The 14,639-nt window shown below is 56.1% G+C and carries 11 protein-coding genes; 2 read left to right on the forward strand and 9 right to left on the reverse strand.

All coding sequences use genetic code 11. The annotated features are described in order from the left end of the window. A partial coding sequence (gene lepA, locus OCV69_RS11940) for a translation elongation factor 4 (RefSeq protein ID WP_262563118.1) occupies positions 1 to 1,755 on the reverse strand: 1,755 nt, incomplete at its 3' end. Between the two features lie 121 nt (positions 1,756 to 1,876). Between lepA and OCV69_RS11945 the strand changes: the two genes are divergently transcribed. Then, complete coding sequence (locus tag OCV69_RS11945; RefSeq protein ID WP_262563119.1) at positions 1,877 to 3,304, forward strand: MATE family efflux transporter; 1,428 nt, start codon at positions 1,877 to 1,879, stop codon at positions 3,302 to 3,304. Between the two features lies 1 nt (position 3,305). On the opposite strand, the gene spoIIP is transcribed toward OCV69_RS11945, so the two are convergent. Both spoIIP and gpr read right to left on the reverse strand, forming a co-directional pair. Continuing rightward, positions 3,306 to 4,655, reverse strand: a complete 1,350-nt coding sequence (gene spoIIP, locus OCV69_RS11950) for a stage II sporulation protein P (protein WP_262563120.1) — start codon at positions 4,653 to 4,655, stop codon at positions 3,306 to 3,308. A 73-nt stretch (positions 4,656 to 4,728) separates the two neighbouring features. Next, positions 4,729 to 5,715: a GPR endopeptidase gene (gpr, locus tag OCV69_RS11955; RefSeq protein WP_158359338.1), complete on the reverse strand. Its 987-nt coding sequence runs from the start codon at positions 5,713 to 5,715 to the stop codon at positions 4,729 to 4,731. A 263-nt stretch (positions 5,716 to 5,978) separates the two neighbouring features. Between gpr and rpsT the strand changes: the two genes are divergently transcribed. Beyond that, entirely contained in the window at positions 5,979 to 6,242 is a 264-nt protein-coding gene (gene rpsT, locus OCV69_RS11960; RefSeq protein WP_022273173.1) for a 30S ribosomal protein S20, read from the forward strand. A 92-nt stretch (positions 6,243 to 6,334) separates the two neighbouring features. Here the strand turns inward: rpsT and holA are convergent, their stop codons facing one another. From holA to OCV69_RS11990, 6 genes are all read right to left on the reverse strand, one after another. Then, on the reverse strand, positions 6,335 to 7,306 hold the full coding sequence (gene holA / locus OCV69_RS11965; protein WP_158359339.1) for a DNA polymerase III subunit delta: 972 nt from the start codon (positions 7,304 to 7,306) through the stop codon (positions 6,335 to 6,337). A gap of 20 nt (positions 7,307 to 7,326) precedes the next feature. Continuing rightward, positions 7,327 to 8,718 (reverse strand): cytochrome c biogenesis protein/redoxin, encoded by a 1,392-nt coding sequence (locus OCV69_RS11970; RefSeq protein WP_022273171.1) that lies wholly within the window; start codon positions 8,716 to 8,718, stop codon positions 7,327 to 7,329. A 76-nt stretch (positions 8,719 to 8,794) separates the two neighbouring features. Further along, positions 8,795 to 11,152 carry a DNA internalization-related competence protein ComEC/Rec2 gene (locus tag OCV69_RS11975; protein ID WP_158359341.1) on the reverse strand — a complete coding sequence of 786 codons (2,358 nt, stop codon included), beginning with the start codon at positions 11,150 to 11,152 and terminating at the stop codon, positions 8,795 to 8,797. A gap of 46 nt (positions 11,153 to 11,198) precedes the next feature. Then, on the reverse strand, positions 11,199 to 12,137 hold the full coding sequence (locus OCV69_RS11980) for a GerMN domain-containing protein (RefSeq protein ID WP_158359343.1): 939 nt from the start codon (positions 12,135 to 12,137) through the stop codon (positions 11,199 to 11,201). Beyond that, positions 12,134 to 13,627 carry a sensor histidine kinase gene (locus tag OCV69_RS11985; RefSeq protein ID WP_158359345.1) on the reverse strand — a complete coding sequence of 498 codons (1,494 nt, stop codon included), beginning with the start codon at positions 13,625 to 13,627 and terminating at the stop codon, positions 12,134 to 12,136. The genes OCV69_RS11980 and OCV69_RS11985 overlap by 4 nt, the downstream gene beginning before the upstream one ends. Then, positions 13,587 to 14,498 carry a DegV family protein gene (locus OCV69_RS11990; RefSeq protein WP_158359346.1) on the reverse strand — a complete coding sequence of 304 codons (912 nt, stop codon included), beginning with the start codon at positions 14,496 to 14,498 and terminating at the stop codon, positions 13,587 to 13,589. Before OCV69_RS11990 ends, OCV69_RS11985 begins: the two co-directional genes overlap by 41 nt. Between the last annotated feature and the right edge of the window lie 141 nt (positions 14,499 to 14,639).

Raw genomic sequence — 14,639 nt, forward strand, 5'->3', positions numbered from 1 at the left:
CACCTGGCGCATCCGCTTCTTTCCTTCCTTCTGCTTTTCCAGAAGCTTCTTCTTACGGGAAATATCGCCGCCGTAGCACTTGGCCAGAACATCCTTGCGGACGGCCTTTACGGTCTCCCTGGCAATGATCTTGCCTCCCACAGCCGCCTGGATCGGGATCTCAAACAGATGTCTCGGGATCTCGTCCTTCAGCTTTTCGCACATTTTCCTTCCTCTCTCATAGGCAGAGCCCTCGAAGACGATGAAGGATAAAGCGTCCACCTCTTCCCGGTTGATGAGGATGTCCAGCTTCACAAGCTCCGACTGTTCATAGCCCTTCAGCTCGTAGTCAAAGGACGCGTAGCCTCTGGATCTGGATTTTAAGGCGTCGAAAAAGTCGTAAATGATCTCATTGAGAGGCAGCTCATATTTCAGAAGGGCCCTGGTGGCCTCAATATACTCCATCCCCAGGTATACGCCCCGGCGTTCCTGACAAAGCTGCATAATGGCACCCACAAATTCCGTGGTCACCATTACCTCCGCAGTGACCACCGGCTCCTCCATATATTCGATCTCCGAGGGATCCGGCATATTGGTGGGATTGGTCAGGTCGATGACCTCGCCGTTGGTCTTGTGGATCCGGTACACAACGCTGGGGGCCGTGGTCACCAGGTCCAGGTTGTATTCCCGCTCCAGCCGTTCCTGGATGATCTCCAGGTGGAGCAGGCCTAAGAAGCCGCAGCGGAAGCCAAAGCCCAGGGCCACCGAGGTCTCCGGCTCGAAAAACAGGGATGCGTCGTTTAGCTGGAGCTTTTCCAGGGCATCCCGCAGCTCCGGGTACTTGGCTCCGTCTGCCGGATACAGGCCGCAGTAGACCATGGGGGTCACTTTCTTATAGCCCGGAAGGGGTTCCTTACAGGGATTGGACCGGTCGGTGATGGTATCGCCCACCCGGGTATCCCGGACATTTTTGATGCTGGCAGTGATGTAGCCCACCATACCGGCGGACAGCTCCTCGCAGGGGATGAACTGGCCTGCGCCGAAGTACCCCACCTCCACCACGTCATAGGACGCGCCGGTGGCCATCATCTTAATGGGGGTGCCCCGTTTTACAGTTCCCTCCTTGATCCGGCAGAATACGATGACTCCCCGGTAGGAATCATAAACGGAGTCGAAGATCAGCGCCTGTAAGGGAGCCTCAGGATCTCCCTCCGGAGCCGGGATCTTTTCCACAATGGCCTCCAGCACATCCTCCACATTTAAACCGCTCTTGGCTGAGATCCTGGGAGCGTCGTGGGCCTCCAGGCCGATCACGTCCTCGATCTCCTCCGCCACCCGGTCGGGATCGGCGCTGGGAAGGTCGATCTTGTTGATCACCGGGAACACATCCAGATCGTGGTCCAGGGCCAGATACACGTTGGCCAGGGTCTGGGCCTCGATCCCCTGGGCCGCATCCACCACCAGGATGGCTCCGTCGCAGGCCGCCAGGCTCCGGGACACCTCGTAGTTAAAGTCCACGTGTCCGGGAGTATCAATAAGGTTGAAAATATATTCTTCTCCGTTTTTTGCTTTATATACCGTCCGCACGGCCTGGGACTTGATGGTGATGCCCCTCTCTCTCTCCAGATCCATATTGTCCAGGATCTGGGCCTGCATCTCCCTGCTGGTCAGCAGCCCTGTCATTTCGATGATCCTGTCCGCCAGCGTTGACTTGCCGTGGTCAATATGGGCAATGATGCAAAAGTTTCTGATTCTGCTCTGATCGACAGCCGTCATTTATGTTCCTCTTTTCTAAAATTTCTTACGCCAAATATACCATTTTTTCCGCATCCGCGCAAGGGTTTCCGCAGGATCCGGCATCCCTGGAGGCGGCTATTAAAACAGACAGAATATTTATTTGACATTCTTCTTACTTGGTTTTATCATAATAGTAAGATATCTTCATTTATTCTATACGAGGAGGATCGTCATGCACCCGAAAAAACTATCGTCAAAGAGCATGGACATGACCACCGGCTCCACCTGGAAGCTGCTGCTCTCCTTTGCCGTTCCGCTTCTCATCGGCAACCTGTTCCAGCAGCTTTACAATACGGTGGACAGCCTGGTGGTCGGAAATTTTGTGGGCACAGAAGCCCTGGCGGCCGTGGGCTCCACCACCAGCATCATCAACACCATGGTCATGTTCTTCAATGGAACGTCCATCGGCGCCAGCGTCATCATCAGCCGCCATTACGGGGCCCACGACGACAAAAAGCTCCATCTGGCCGTGGAGACCACCATCATGGTCACCTTTCTGGCCAGCATCCTGTTTACGGTCCTGGGTATTTTCCTGGCCCCCCTCATGCTCCGGTTCATGTCCACGCCAGACGACGTCCTGGAGTCAGCCTCGGTGTATCTCCGGATCTATTTTTCCGGTATCGCCGGCCTGCTGGTCTATAATATGGGAAGCGCCGTGCTCCGGGCCGTGGGCGATACGAAACGGCCGCTGCTGTTCCTCTGCTTTTCCAGTATCCTCAATACAGTGCTGGACCTGGTATTCGTGATCGTGTTCCATCTGGGCATCGCCGGTGTGGCCTATGCCACCATCATTTCCCAGTTCCTGTCGGCGGCCCTGGTCCTTGCGGTGCTGACCATGGACGACGGCGGCTACCGTCTGGTGTGGAAAGACCTTTCTGTGGATAAAAACACCTTAAAGCAGATCCTTTCCATCGGCCTGCCCGCTGGTCTCCAGCAGTCCCTTACCAGCTTTTCCAACGTGTACGTCCAGTCCTATATCAACTATTTCGGCTCCGCCTGCATGGCTGGATGGAGCTGTTATACGAAGATCGACCAATTTATCTTCCTGCCGCTCCAGAGCATGAACCAGGCAGCCACCACCTTCGTGAGCCAGAATATCGGAGCCAGGAACATCCCCCGGGCCAAGCGGGGCTCCCTGACGGCCTTTTATATGTCCACTGCCATCACCATCGCCATGGCCTCGGTGCTCTGGCTTACGGCCGGACAGTTTGTGGCCATGTTCAACCAGGATCCAGAGGTGATCCGTTATGGGACCCTGTTCATCCGTACCAACAGTACCCTGACCTTCACCTGCTGCGCCACACAGATCTTTTCCGGATCTCTGCGGGGAGCCGGGGATTCCAGGACTCCCATGTTCATCATGCTCTTTTCCTATGTGCTGTTCCGGCAGATCTACCTGTTCGTTATCACACAATTCATCAACACTCCGGCCGTGGTGGGCTTCGGCTATCCCCTGGGCTGGATGATGTGCTCTCTCCTCACCGCCCTCTTTTATTTCTTTGGCGGCTGGGAAAAACGGATCCACTGATTCAGCTTCCCCTAAGCACCTGGTCCAGGATATGGGCCAGGGGCTCCATGGCATTTCTCGCTTCTTCATACGTGTTCGTCTGAGCGCCCACCTCAATGAGGGCCGAGCGCGCCCGGACGTGCTGGTTATACCGCAGTCCCTTGAGATAGATCTTTCTCGTAAATCCCGGATACATTCCCGCAGCCTTAAGCTGCATCTGAAAACTGAACGCCAAGTTGGCCTCCCGGTTGGGATTTGGCAGATATTCGATGGGACCGTCCGGCGTCTGGGATGTTCCGTTGAAAAACATGATCTTTGCCGTGGGCTTCCCATTGATCTCCGTCACCAGGCGGGTCCCCTCAGCCACCCCGTCCCGGTGGAGATCCAGCACCACCTCAATGGAAGGATATTTCTGCAGGATCCCCTGGATCCCCTCCAGGGCATATGTATAGGCCCGGCTCCGGTCCAGCTTCCCGTCCCGGTAGTCATAAACGCCGTCGTCATGGATCACAGAATATCCCTTCCCCTCCAGAAGCTCTGAAAGGTATGCGCCTACTCCAGTGATGGTGGCCTCCGGATTTTCCGGATAATCGGAAAAGGTCTCCTGGGAATGGGTGTGATAGATCAGGATCTGCGGTTCCTTTGGAGCCATCTGCGCCGTGCTGCCGTCCTGTCCATTCCCCAGGTCCAGGGAAAGATCCATAGACAGAAAATGCTCCGCGTCCATAAGCTCCCGGCCTGCGGTCGTGGTGGGATGGATGCTGTAAAAATTCTGCATCATATAGTCATAATCTGCCAGCTTTTCCATGTGGATCCCCAGCCCTGGAAAACGGCCTCCCGCCGTCCCGGCCAGGGCCTGGGAAGAACCGGCAGCCTCACCTTCCTCTGGACTGGCTTCCCCGTTTCCCTGGACCTGGCCGGGGGCTTCATGGGTCTGTCCGGCACCTTCGGCTCCCGCCTGGTCTGCATCTTTCGGCCTCCCGGCTTCTTCCCGTCTCCCGGTCTCTCCGGTCTCCTGCTGAGCTCCTTTGCCGGGATCTGCTCCCTCTCTCCGGGCCGTCATCTTTTCATAGGCCGGATCTGCCGCCGGTGCCGTTTCCGTCTCCATGGATCCCAGATAGGAAAACAGAACCGGCTCCAGCGCTGCCGGACCGCTTCTTCCCTTCTGTCTCCCTGCCGCCGGGATCCATTCCTTCATCACAGTCCGGGCCATGGAAAGGCCGTACTGGTCTCCGTATCTGGAGACTGCCGCCCCCAGCCAGTCCCGGCTTCCCACTGCCAGGGCCGCCATGAGGAAAAGGACTGCTGCGGCCACAAAAAACGGGCGGTCTGCCCGTATGGCCCGTTTGATATAATACCATCTGCGTCTCATGGCTGCCGCCCGTTTTTCCTTCTTTCTTTTATTCTATGAGGGACGCCCTCCCTTCATCACCAGAAAACAGCCGTCACCCGTTCCCTCCAAACAGGGCCATGTGGATGGCCTCGGAGATGGTAAAGCTGAGATTCTCCACCCGCTCATCGATGTTGTGGGGCGTCACGTACATGGGGCCGATCTGGGGCTCCAGCACCTCCCGGATCAGCTGGTACTGGTCCCTGCCGTCCATGTGCTCCACCATATCCCCATATCCGGCTTCCCCGCCCTCCTTCAGGGCCGCCACCAGGGCTCCCACCGTGTCGTGGACAATGGCCGCAGCCCCCACCACCGTAGGCACGCCGATGGCGATCACCGGCACTCCCAGAGTCTCCCGGGTCAGGCTGTTCCTGTGGTTTCCCACGCCGGAGCCCGGATGGATCCCGGCATCGGAAAGCTGGATCGTAACGCCCAGCCGCCGGACACTTCGGGCCGCCAGGGCGTCCACCGCCAAAACTGCATCCGGTCTCGTCTCCGCGATCACTCCCTTCAGGATCTCCGCCGTCTCCATCCCCGTCTGGGCCATGACGCCGGGAATGATCCCGCTCAGGGCCGGATATTTTTTTCCTCCCGCAAATTCCTCCCCACAGCCGCCGGTGAGATGCCGGGTCATCTGGAGATGCTTCAGCACCAAAGGCCCCAGGGCGTCGGGTGTGGCGTTCTCATTTCCCAGCCCCACCGCCAGTATGGACGGAGCTCTTCCATTTCCGCCTGTTCCGATCTGATGAAGGGCCAGAAGACCAGAGATCCTGGCCGCCAGCTCCTCGGATACCTCCCGGTGGAAATCTTCATCCCGCTCCGCCAGGGCCAATGCCTCCAGCGTCACATAGGTCCCCATGGGCTTTCCCATGTTCCCAGCCCCCTCCTCTGTCTTTATGACCACCTCCGTCAGATGGATGCCCGCCTCTTCCTTTTCCCATTCTCTGAGAGACACGCCGGGGATCTCTCCTCCGTCGCCCGGGAAGCTTTCCCTTTCCTCCACTGCCAGGTCGGTGTATATGCTTTTTTTCCACTGTTCCATGACCGATCTCTCCTTTTTCCGTTCTTCCTGCGGGCCGGTCGGAAATTTTTCTCCGCAAAAGCCCCGCTCACTTCTGGATCATGTTCCTGCGTCTGAATACCACAATCTTTTTCTATTTTTCCTCGAAAAATACATTTTATGTATTGACATCCCGGGAATAATCCGATAGAATACAAGAGTATGTTTACATTGAACTGTCCGTGTCCAGACTTTGATGCAAAACAAACAGCGAATATTTTTTAATCATAGTGGAGGTGTACAGATTGGCTAATATCAAATCTGCAAAGAAAAGAATCTTAGTAGCTGAAACAAAGGCTGCCAGAAACAAAGCGATCAGATCTAAGGTAAAAACTTATGTGAAAAAGGTTGAAGCTGCAATTACCGCCGGTGACAAGGCTGCTGCACAGGCTGCGCTCATTGCTGCTACAAGCGAAATCGACAAGGCTACTTCCAAGGGCGTATATCACAAGAATACTGCTTCCAGAAAAGTATCCCGTTTGTCCAAAGCTGTAAGCGCTATGGCTTAATAAGAAGGCTGGATATCTTAATTTATAAATTCGTAAAGTAAAAACGCTTTTCCGTGTGGTGTGTCGGAAAAGCGTTTTTTTATTGCTTTTTTCTATGTCCTCCGCGCGATCAGAAGCTCCACCGCCAGGCGGTCTGACAGACGGCCGGTCTTCACCGCCTCCTCTGTCTCCACGCAGAGCGTGACCCAGGAAAGGATCTGATCTCTTGTGAAGGCCCTGGCCTGGGCCGTAAGCTTTCCCACGGCAAAGGGAGGCACCTTAAGGGCCGAGGCCATGGCCCCCTTATCCTTTCCCGCGGCAGTCAGCTCCTTGATCTGCAGGAGCTGGTTGAACTGCCTGGCAATGAGGAACAGGATCCGCATGGGCGGCTCCTTTAAGGTCAGGAGGTCCTCATAAAGGTCCATGGCCTTCTTCGTGTTCCCGGCTACAATGGCCGCCACCATATCAAAGACCCGGCTGGTCACATGGACCGTTCCCACTGCGTCCACGTCCTCTTTTGTGATCACGTCCCGGCCCATGGTATAGCATACCAGCTTTTCCAGCTCCATCCGGATGTTTTCCATATCATCCCCGGTGCGCTCCAGGAAGTATTCCATCACCGGACGGCTGATCTTTCTTCCGTCCCGGCCCAGGATCCCGGCGGCCCACCGCATGAGCTGGGCCGTATCCTGCTTATTGAGCTCCGCCGCGTAGCCCAGCTCCTTTACCCTTTTATAGAGCCGGTTCCTCTTATCCACCTCGCTCTCGGCAAAGACCAGACAGGTGGTATCCGGCATCTGGGGCAGGTACGCCGCCAACTCCTCCTGGGCGCTCTTAAAAAAGCCGCTGCCGTCCACCAGGATCAGCCGCCGGTCTGCAAAAAACGGCATGGTATCCGCCAGGCTGATGATCTCCTTCACATCTGGGTTTTTTCCCTCAAAATAGTTGAAGTTCATGGTATCGCCGCCGGTGATGGCCTCCCGCAGCTTCTTTTTATAGCTGCCCACCAGAAACGGCTCGTCCCCGTAGAGCAGATAGATCTTTTTAAAGGATTTCTCTTTTATATCCTGATTCAGTGTCTGCATGGCATACTTCCTTCATCTTCTTACTGGCCCGGCTGCTCCCGGACTCCCGTGACCGTCTGACGGATGATGCTTTCCATCATTTCCATGCTCAGCTGGCCTGCGGCATAGCCGAATACATTTCCATCCCGGTCGATCATAAAGGTGGTGGGGTAGGAAAAAACGCCGTATGTCATAAACAGCTCTCCGCCTTCGTCCATGACCACCGGGTAGGTATAACCGTTTTCCTCCAGGAACTGGGCGATCTCCTCCCTGGAGCCCTCGTCTCCATAATCCGGAGCCGCAACTCCCAGGATCACCACCTCTGGATCCTCCTCCGCCTGGTATCTCTCATAAAGCTTCTGGATATCCGGCATCTCCCGCCTGCAGGGCGGGCACCAGGTGGCCCAGAAGTTTAAAAATACTGTCTTTCCCTTATAATCTGAAAGGGTATGGGAATTTCCAAACTGGTCCGTAAGGGTAAAATCCACCGACGGAAGCGTATCTGCACCGGCTCCAGAGCCTTCCCCGGCCGTTTCCTCCGGGCCTTTTGCTGCCACCGTCTCTCCGGCGCTCTCCAGGGTCTCCCCGGTCTCCGGTCCATCCCCCGGCTTTCCGGTTCCCCCAGCCGTCTCTCCGGCTGCCCCTGGATCTGTCGTTTCTCCAGCCTCCTCCTGCTCTTTGCCGGCGGTCCCGGCTCCGGTCTGGGGACTGGAAAGATATCCGGTGATGGAATTCATCTTTCCCGTAAACATCATCACGCCCATGAGGATCATCAGCACGGCTCCGGCCCTGGCTGCATAGGTGACCACATTCCCATGGCGTTTGAACACGTCCAGAAGCGTGGTGGAAAACATCCCCACTGCCAGGAATGGAAGGACGAACCCGGCCGTATAGACTCCGATCAGGAGAAAGCCCCTGGCCTGGGTGGCCGCCGACGCTGCCATCAAAAGAACGCTAGCCAGAGCCGGTCCCACACAGGGCGTCCATGCAAAGCTGAAGGTAAAGCCCAGCAGAAAGGCTGTTACAGGAGACATGGCAGCGGTTCCCACAGAAAACGGCAGCCGGTGCTCCCTGGAAAGGAGCCTGGATGGTCCGAAGATCCCCAGCTGGTAAAGGCCGAAGCCAGCAACAAAAATCCCTCCGATCCTGGCGAACATGGCCTGGTTCCCCTTAAAGAACCGGCCCAGGGCCGAGCCTCCCAGCCCCAGGATAAAAAATGCCGAGCTGACCCCCAGCACAAAAAATACGGTGTGGAGCATCACTTTCTTCCGCTCATATGTGATCCGTCCGTCCTCTCCGCGCCTTGCGGTCCCTCCGGACAGATATCCGATATAAAGGGGCAGGAGCGGCAGTACGCACGGCGAGAAAAAGCTCAGCAGTCCCTGTAAAAATACAGTCAGCACCGGCACGCTGATGTCCATTGAAAATCCCATGATCTTTCCTCCATAAATAATATGATATCCACAGGGGCAGAGAACTTCCACCCCCGATGTCATGATATTAAAGATATCAGATACCCTTCCGGCTGTCAAGATATCCGGAAATATCCATGGTACGGCCATCGGTCCAGACCATAACGGCTCCCCGCTCCCGGGTGTCCCAGATCCAGGCTCCCTGTTCCCTAAGGGCCTTTACGACCTCCGGAGACGGATGGCCGTACCGGTTCTCCCGGCCGCAGGAGAGTACCGCAAAGGCCGGATCCACAGCCTTCAGAAACTCCTGGCCGGAGGAGGTTCCCGATCCGTGATGGGCGGCCTTCAGCACCGTCACCGGGGCCAGCAGGCCGTCCTCCCTCATCTTTTCCTCCCCCTCCTTTCCCACATCCCCCGTCAGCAGCAGACGAAAATCCCCATACTGGATCTCTGCCACCAGCGATTCATCGTTCCGGTCCCCATAGTCCCCTCCCTCCGGCGGCGAAAGGCAGCGGATCGAAACCTCCGGTCCCAGGATCCCGGAAAACTCATCTCCCCGTTTTCCGTAGACCACCGGGATCCCGCGGCTGTCTGCCAGGCAGGCCAGCTCTGCATAAACATCCTTTCCCTTTCCCGGCTCCGGCATCACCAGCGTGCCGATGCGGATCCCGCAGCCCGGCTCCTCCAGCGCATACCGGATCCCGCTTATGTGATCCCAGTCTCCATGGCTGATGAATACTGTATCCAGCCGGTCCACGCCCCGGCTTTTTAAAAAGGGCACCAGACAGTCCTTTCCCAGTTCCTTTTCCTGGCTGCTGCCGCAGTCCATCAGCATGGTCCTTCCTCCGCAGGACAGAAAGATCCCATCCCCCTGGCCCACATCCAGAAATACGGCAGACAGCCCATTCCGGGGCGGCGAAAAAAAGAAAAACACGCTCCCGGCCCAGAAAAGACACAGGATCAGGAAAGCCTGGGGCCGGCTCCGCCTCTGTTCCAGGATCCGGGAAGCCAGAAGGATCCCCAGAAAAGCTCCGGCCAGAAACAGGACCATGGCCGCCAGAGACGGCCGCCCAACCACCAGGCTGGCCCCTGGAAGCCTCTGTGTCCCCTCTCCCATGGCCTTATAAAGTCCCAGGATATAGTGGGCCCCTCCCAGAAGGGCGGCTCCCGCCTTCATGGAAAATAAGGAAGCCGCCAGTCCCAGCAGGCCAGAAACCACCACATACGTCATCAGAGGGATCACTAACAGATTCAGAAAGATCCCGTATAGCGGAAGCTCAAAGGAGTGATACAGGACAGCGGGAGCCGTGGCCGCCTGGATAGAGGCGCTCACAAGAAGCGTCTGGAATAAGCCGCGGGCTTTAAAGCGCCGGATGAGGAAACCGCCGGGAAAGGCCACGGCTCCTGCTGCAAGAAAGGAAAGCTGGAAGGACGCCTGGGTCAGGAGACAGGGCCGGGACCACAAAAGCGCCAGGGCTGGAATACACAAGGCTGACATAAGGTCATAGGTCCGGCCCAGAAATGCTGCAAGAAAGGAGAGCCCGCACATGGCCGCAGCCCGCACCACCGACGGCCCGAAGCCGGTCATGAGCCCATAGCAGAACAGAAAGGCTCCCGCTGCCCCGCCGGCCGCCGCAAACCCAAAGCCGCACCTTCTTAAGGCCTTCCATAGTCCAAGTCCAAGGATGGACACATGGAGACCGCTGATGGCCAGCACATGAGAGATCCCGTTTTTCCGGTATAACTCGTAAAGCGCCTGGTCCATATCCGACCGGTCTCCCAGAAGCACTGCCTTCAGGATCCCTCCGTCTGTGCCGGAGGCCAGCTGGTCCAGACGTCCTTCCAGCCGGAGCCGTATCTGGCGGATTCCCTCCCGGAACCGGCTGTATCCAGGGCCCGCCGGTGCAGCCCAGTCTGCCCGGAAGATCCCGCCGATCCCCTTCGCCCGGCAGAAGGACCTGTGATCGAAGCCGCCTGGATTCCGTTCCGGCTCCGGAGCCTCCATGGTCCCCTCTGCCCGGATCCTCATTCCTATTTTCAGTCCATCTGCCCGATCCGTATAGCAGTACATGCGCCGGGGGATCCTGCGGGCTTCCGGTCCGTACTCCTCACAGTCGGATACCATTAGCCGGTATCCGTAGTCTGTCTCTCCAATCTCCTCCACCTGGCCTTTTATGACCAGGGACTCCTCTCCCCGCTCTGCAGCCGCCTGCTCCTCCAGGACCCGCTCCCGCATCTCCAGCTTCATGCGGCCAAAGCCCAGAAGGATACATCCGGCCGCTGCCAGTCCATACCGGAGCCATGGTCCCGCCTTTCCATGTAAAAAAAGAGCCGGCGTCCCGCTTCCGCCCCCTGCCGCTCCCCTCCGGAAGCTTCCGGACAGGACGCAGCAAAGGACGGCCAGCATGGCTGCCAGCCAGAAAAACCCCTGGTCTGCTGTAAGAAAAAGGGCCATCGTCTCTCCAAGTACCAGTCCCCCCGTTGCATACAGCAAAGGCCTGTTAATTTTTTTCTCCTCCCTCCATGTATTCAAAATTTCTCTCAAACACCGTATTTAAAGGGATCTTGTCGCGGAAGACCGCGTCCTGGGAGCCATTGATGCGGATCTGCACCCGGCTGACCGTGGGAAGTTCTGAAAGTGAATTCACAATCGAATAAATGGGAATATATTCCCTCACCTCCAGGCTATTGTTCAAAAATGCGGAATCCAGATTGATGGAGCAGACGGATTCACTCACCATCACGTTTAAAAGCTTCATATCCGGAGGAAGCGTCGGATATGAATCCGGCTCCCTGGGCCCCTCGATCAGCTGCTCCACTATGAGCTTTTCCAGGGAAGTGTTGGTATTGCGCATCACCTCCCGTTTTTCCTCCACCAGCCCGTCTCCGGCAGCATTGGAAAAATACAGGGTCAGCTCCGTTTTCTCAAAGCTGTTCACATCCCGGATCCCCTCAACAAAATCTGAGGCCGAAAGCATCCCCACAGGATTTCCTGTGCCGTCCACAATGGGCTGCTCGGCACAGTAAATACTCAGATAGTCAATGCCCTGGATCTGGGTCAGCGTTTTCGTAAGGGCCGCCCGGCACAGGATCTCCCGTACTGAATCCATCAGCGCATAATTGGCATCCACAAACAGATACAGCACATTTTCTTCGATCCGGAAGGTAATGGTCTCCACCCGCTCTGGAATGGCGCTCTGACAGTCCAGCTCTGCCGGGACTGTTTCCATTCTGGAAAGAAGCTCCTGGACCAGCGCTTCCTGGTCCGTTCCTTCCATCCCGATGCTGTTCCCCACCAGCTTAAGTCCCGGGGAATCCAGATAATATACCGTATACTCCGGCACTCCCTCCGGTATTTCATCCGTCCGCCTGCAGCCGCCGCACAGAGCCAGCAGGACTGCCAGAAGGGAAACCGCAAAAAATATCCTTAACTGCTTCATGGCTTCTCCTTTCCTGTGGACGGGATGTACATCAGCGGGATCTTCACCGTAAAGGTGGTGCCGATGTCCTCCTTGCTCTCCACCTGGATGGACCCATGGTGCATAAAGATCACGCTTTTGGTGATTGCAAGTCCCAGGCCTGTGCCGCCGGTCTCCCGGGATCTGGCCTTATCCACCCGGTAGAACCGCTCGAATACCCGCTCCTTATATTCCTCCGGGATACCGATGCCGGAATCCGAGACCTTGATATAAAAGAACTTGTGGTCCGCGTCCAGAGTGACCCGCACCCATCCGTCCTCCCGGTTGTATTTGACTGCATTTTCCACCAGATTGTTGACGGCCAGGGAAAACTTCACCTCATCGATATCCGCCGTTACCTCCCGGATACTCTCGAAGATCAGCTCAATGTTCCGCCGTCTGGCAATGGGACGGAGCCGTTTTAAGATCATCTCCACCAGAGCGTTGATATTGGTCTGGGTAATATTGATCTCTGCTGAGGATTTATCCATACGCACCAGAGTCAGAAGATCATCGATGATCTTGCTCTCCCGGTCGATCTCATCGGAAATATCGCCCATAAATTCCTGGTACAGCTCTTTAGGGACCTCATCCATGCTCATAAGTGAATCGGCCAGAACGCGGATGGAGGTGATCGGCGTTTTCAGCTCGTGGGATACATTGGATACGAATTCCTGCCTGGACTGGTCCACAGCCTTCAGGCTCTGGAGGGTCTTGTTGATGGCCTTGGAGATCTGCTTTGTCTCCCGGTAGGATTCCTCCGCAATATCTTCATCCAGCCCCCCCTCTGCCACCCGGTCCAGGAATTTCACAATGGCCCGGAAGGGCTTCACGAAAAATCCGACGGCAAAGAACGCCAGGATCAGGCAGAGGATGAACACCGTAAGCTGATACAGGGATGCCTTATCCAGAAGCGCCTCCTCCATATTGAACATGCTTTCTGTGGATACCGTCACCAGCATGACGCCCGCCGTTTTCGGACTCTTCCTGGCATCCGCCGTCTGGACCGTATCCGCAATGGGCACCGCCAGGATAAAATAATGCTTTTCCGTATCATACCGGCTGGTGGTCTCGCCCTGGAAGCAGCGCAGTGTCTCGTCGGAAATACAGATCTTTCCCTCTGCCAGGGAAAACGTATCCTTCACGATCCGGAAGCCGGAGTTTACAATGAGGATCCGGCCATTGAAGATATCGGCCAGCATGGACAGCTCCGTATCCGTTCCCGACGTATCCACGCCGGAATTGCCTAGATATCCGTTTCTGGACATTTTATTGCTCAGGATCTGGCACTGGTTCTGCACGTCGATGATCCGACGCTCCACCTGCATCTGCCTGGAGGACTGGGCTATGAGCCGTCCCTGGATAAGCAGCGGGATCATACAGGCCGCCACCACGAACAGCAGCATGGGAACCCTTATGCTGGGCGTATGCTTATGATAAAATTCCCCGATCCTGCTTCTGATCCACTTCATATTCCTCTACCATCTTTCTCGTGGCGGTCACCGCCAGGCTTCCCGGTCCGATATGACAGGAGATGCTTAGGGAAAGCGGCGCCACAATAATATCGGCACTGGGATATTTTTCCTGTAATTCTTTCCGGAACTCCTCCGCCGCCTCTGCGTTCTGTGTATGGGCAATGGCCAGATGCGAATACTGGCACTGGCTGTCGCCGAGCCTGGTCTCCAGTTCCTTCTGGATGGAATTCAGCATCAGCGTCCTGGCCTGCTTCATGGTCCTGGCCTTGGCAAAGGCATCCAGCTTCTCACCCAGGATGATGAGCACCGGCTTGATCTTTAAAAGAGTTCCCAGAGCTGCTGCCGCCGGGGTGATCCGCCCGCCCTTTTTTAAGTATTTAAGCGTATCCACTGTGATAAAGATCACCGAATCGCCCTTTGTCTCCTCCAGACGCTCCTTGATCCTTGCTCCGTCAGCCCCCTGGGCGGCCAGCATCAGCGCATCCTTCACCGACTGGTACTGGGTCACGGAGACCCTCTGGTTGTCCACCACAAATACCTTTCCCTCATAGGCCTCGTCCATGGATAAGGCCATGGCCGTTTCACAGGAGCTGGAAAGCCCGCTGGACATTGGGATGTGGACCACCTGATCGTACTCCTTTAAAAGCCGGTCCCAGAGACCGGTCACATCAGCCGGGGACGGCTGGGAGGTGGAAATATCCGCATCCCCCTTTAACCGGCCGTAAAATTCCTCCTGTGTCAAGGTTATATCTTCAAAATATGTTTCTCCATCGATCATAAACGGCATGGGAAGGACCGTGATCCCCATTTCCTCTGCCTGTTTCTGCGTAATTCCGCTGTTGCTGTCAGTCACAACCGCAATCTTCATACATGGACCCCTTTCTAAAAATTTTTATACCCTCCCATTTTACCCGATTTCCCCGAGAAATGGAAGCACAAAACCAGAGAAAGTATAGACCTTTTTTTGTTTTTATTATATAATGAACTTTAACCAGCAGAAAGGAAGTTC

This window comes from Alitiscatomonas aceti (assembly GCF_025567195.1).
Classification (GTDB): Bacteria; Bacillota; Clostridia; order Lachnospirales; family Lachnospiraceae; genus Alitiscatomonas; species Alitiscatomonas aceti.

What these genes read in the sequence shown, in the direction of transcription:
- spoIIP (WP_262563120.1), bottom strand. Translation starts at nt 4,655, where the DNA reads ATGAGACGCAGATGGTATTATATCAAACGGGCCATACGGGCAGACCGC.
- gpr (WP_158359338.1), bottom strand. Translation starts at nt 5,715, where the DNA reads ATGGAACAGTGGAAAAAAAGCATATACACCGACCTGGCAGTGGAGGAA.
- holA (WP_158359339.1), bottom strand. Translation starts at nt 7,306, where the DNA reads ATGCAGACACTGAATCAGGATATAAAAGAGAAATCCTTTAAAAAGATC.
- OCV69_RS11970 (WP_022273171.1), bottom strand. Translation starts at nt 8,718, where the DNA reads ATGGGATTTTCAATGGACATCAGCGTGCCGGTGCTGACTGTATTTTTA.
- OCV69_RS11975 (WP_158359341.1), bottom strand. Translation starts at nt 11,152, where the DNA reads ATGGCCCTTTTTCTTACAGCAGACCAGGGGTTTTTCTGGCTGGCAGCC.
- OCV69_RS11980 (WP_158359343.1), bottom strand. Translation starts at nt 12,137, where the DNA reads ATGAAGCAGTTAAGGATATTTTTTGCGGTTTCCCTTCTGGCAGTCCTG.
- OCV69_RS11985 (WP_158359345.1), bottom strand. Translation starts at nt 13,627, where the DNA reads ATGAAGTGGATCAGAAGCAGGATCGGGGAATTTTATCATAAGCATACG.
- OCV69_RS11990 (WP_158359346.1), bottom strand. Translation starts at nt 14,498, where the DNA reads ATGAAGATTGCGGTTGTGACTGACAGCAACAGCGGAATTACGCAGAAA.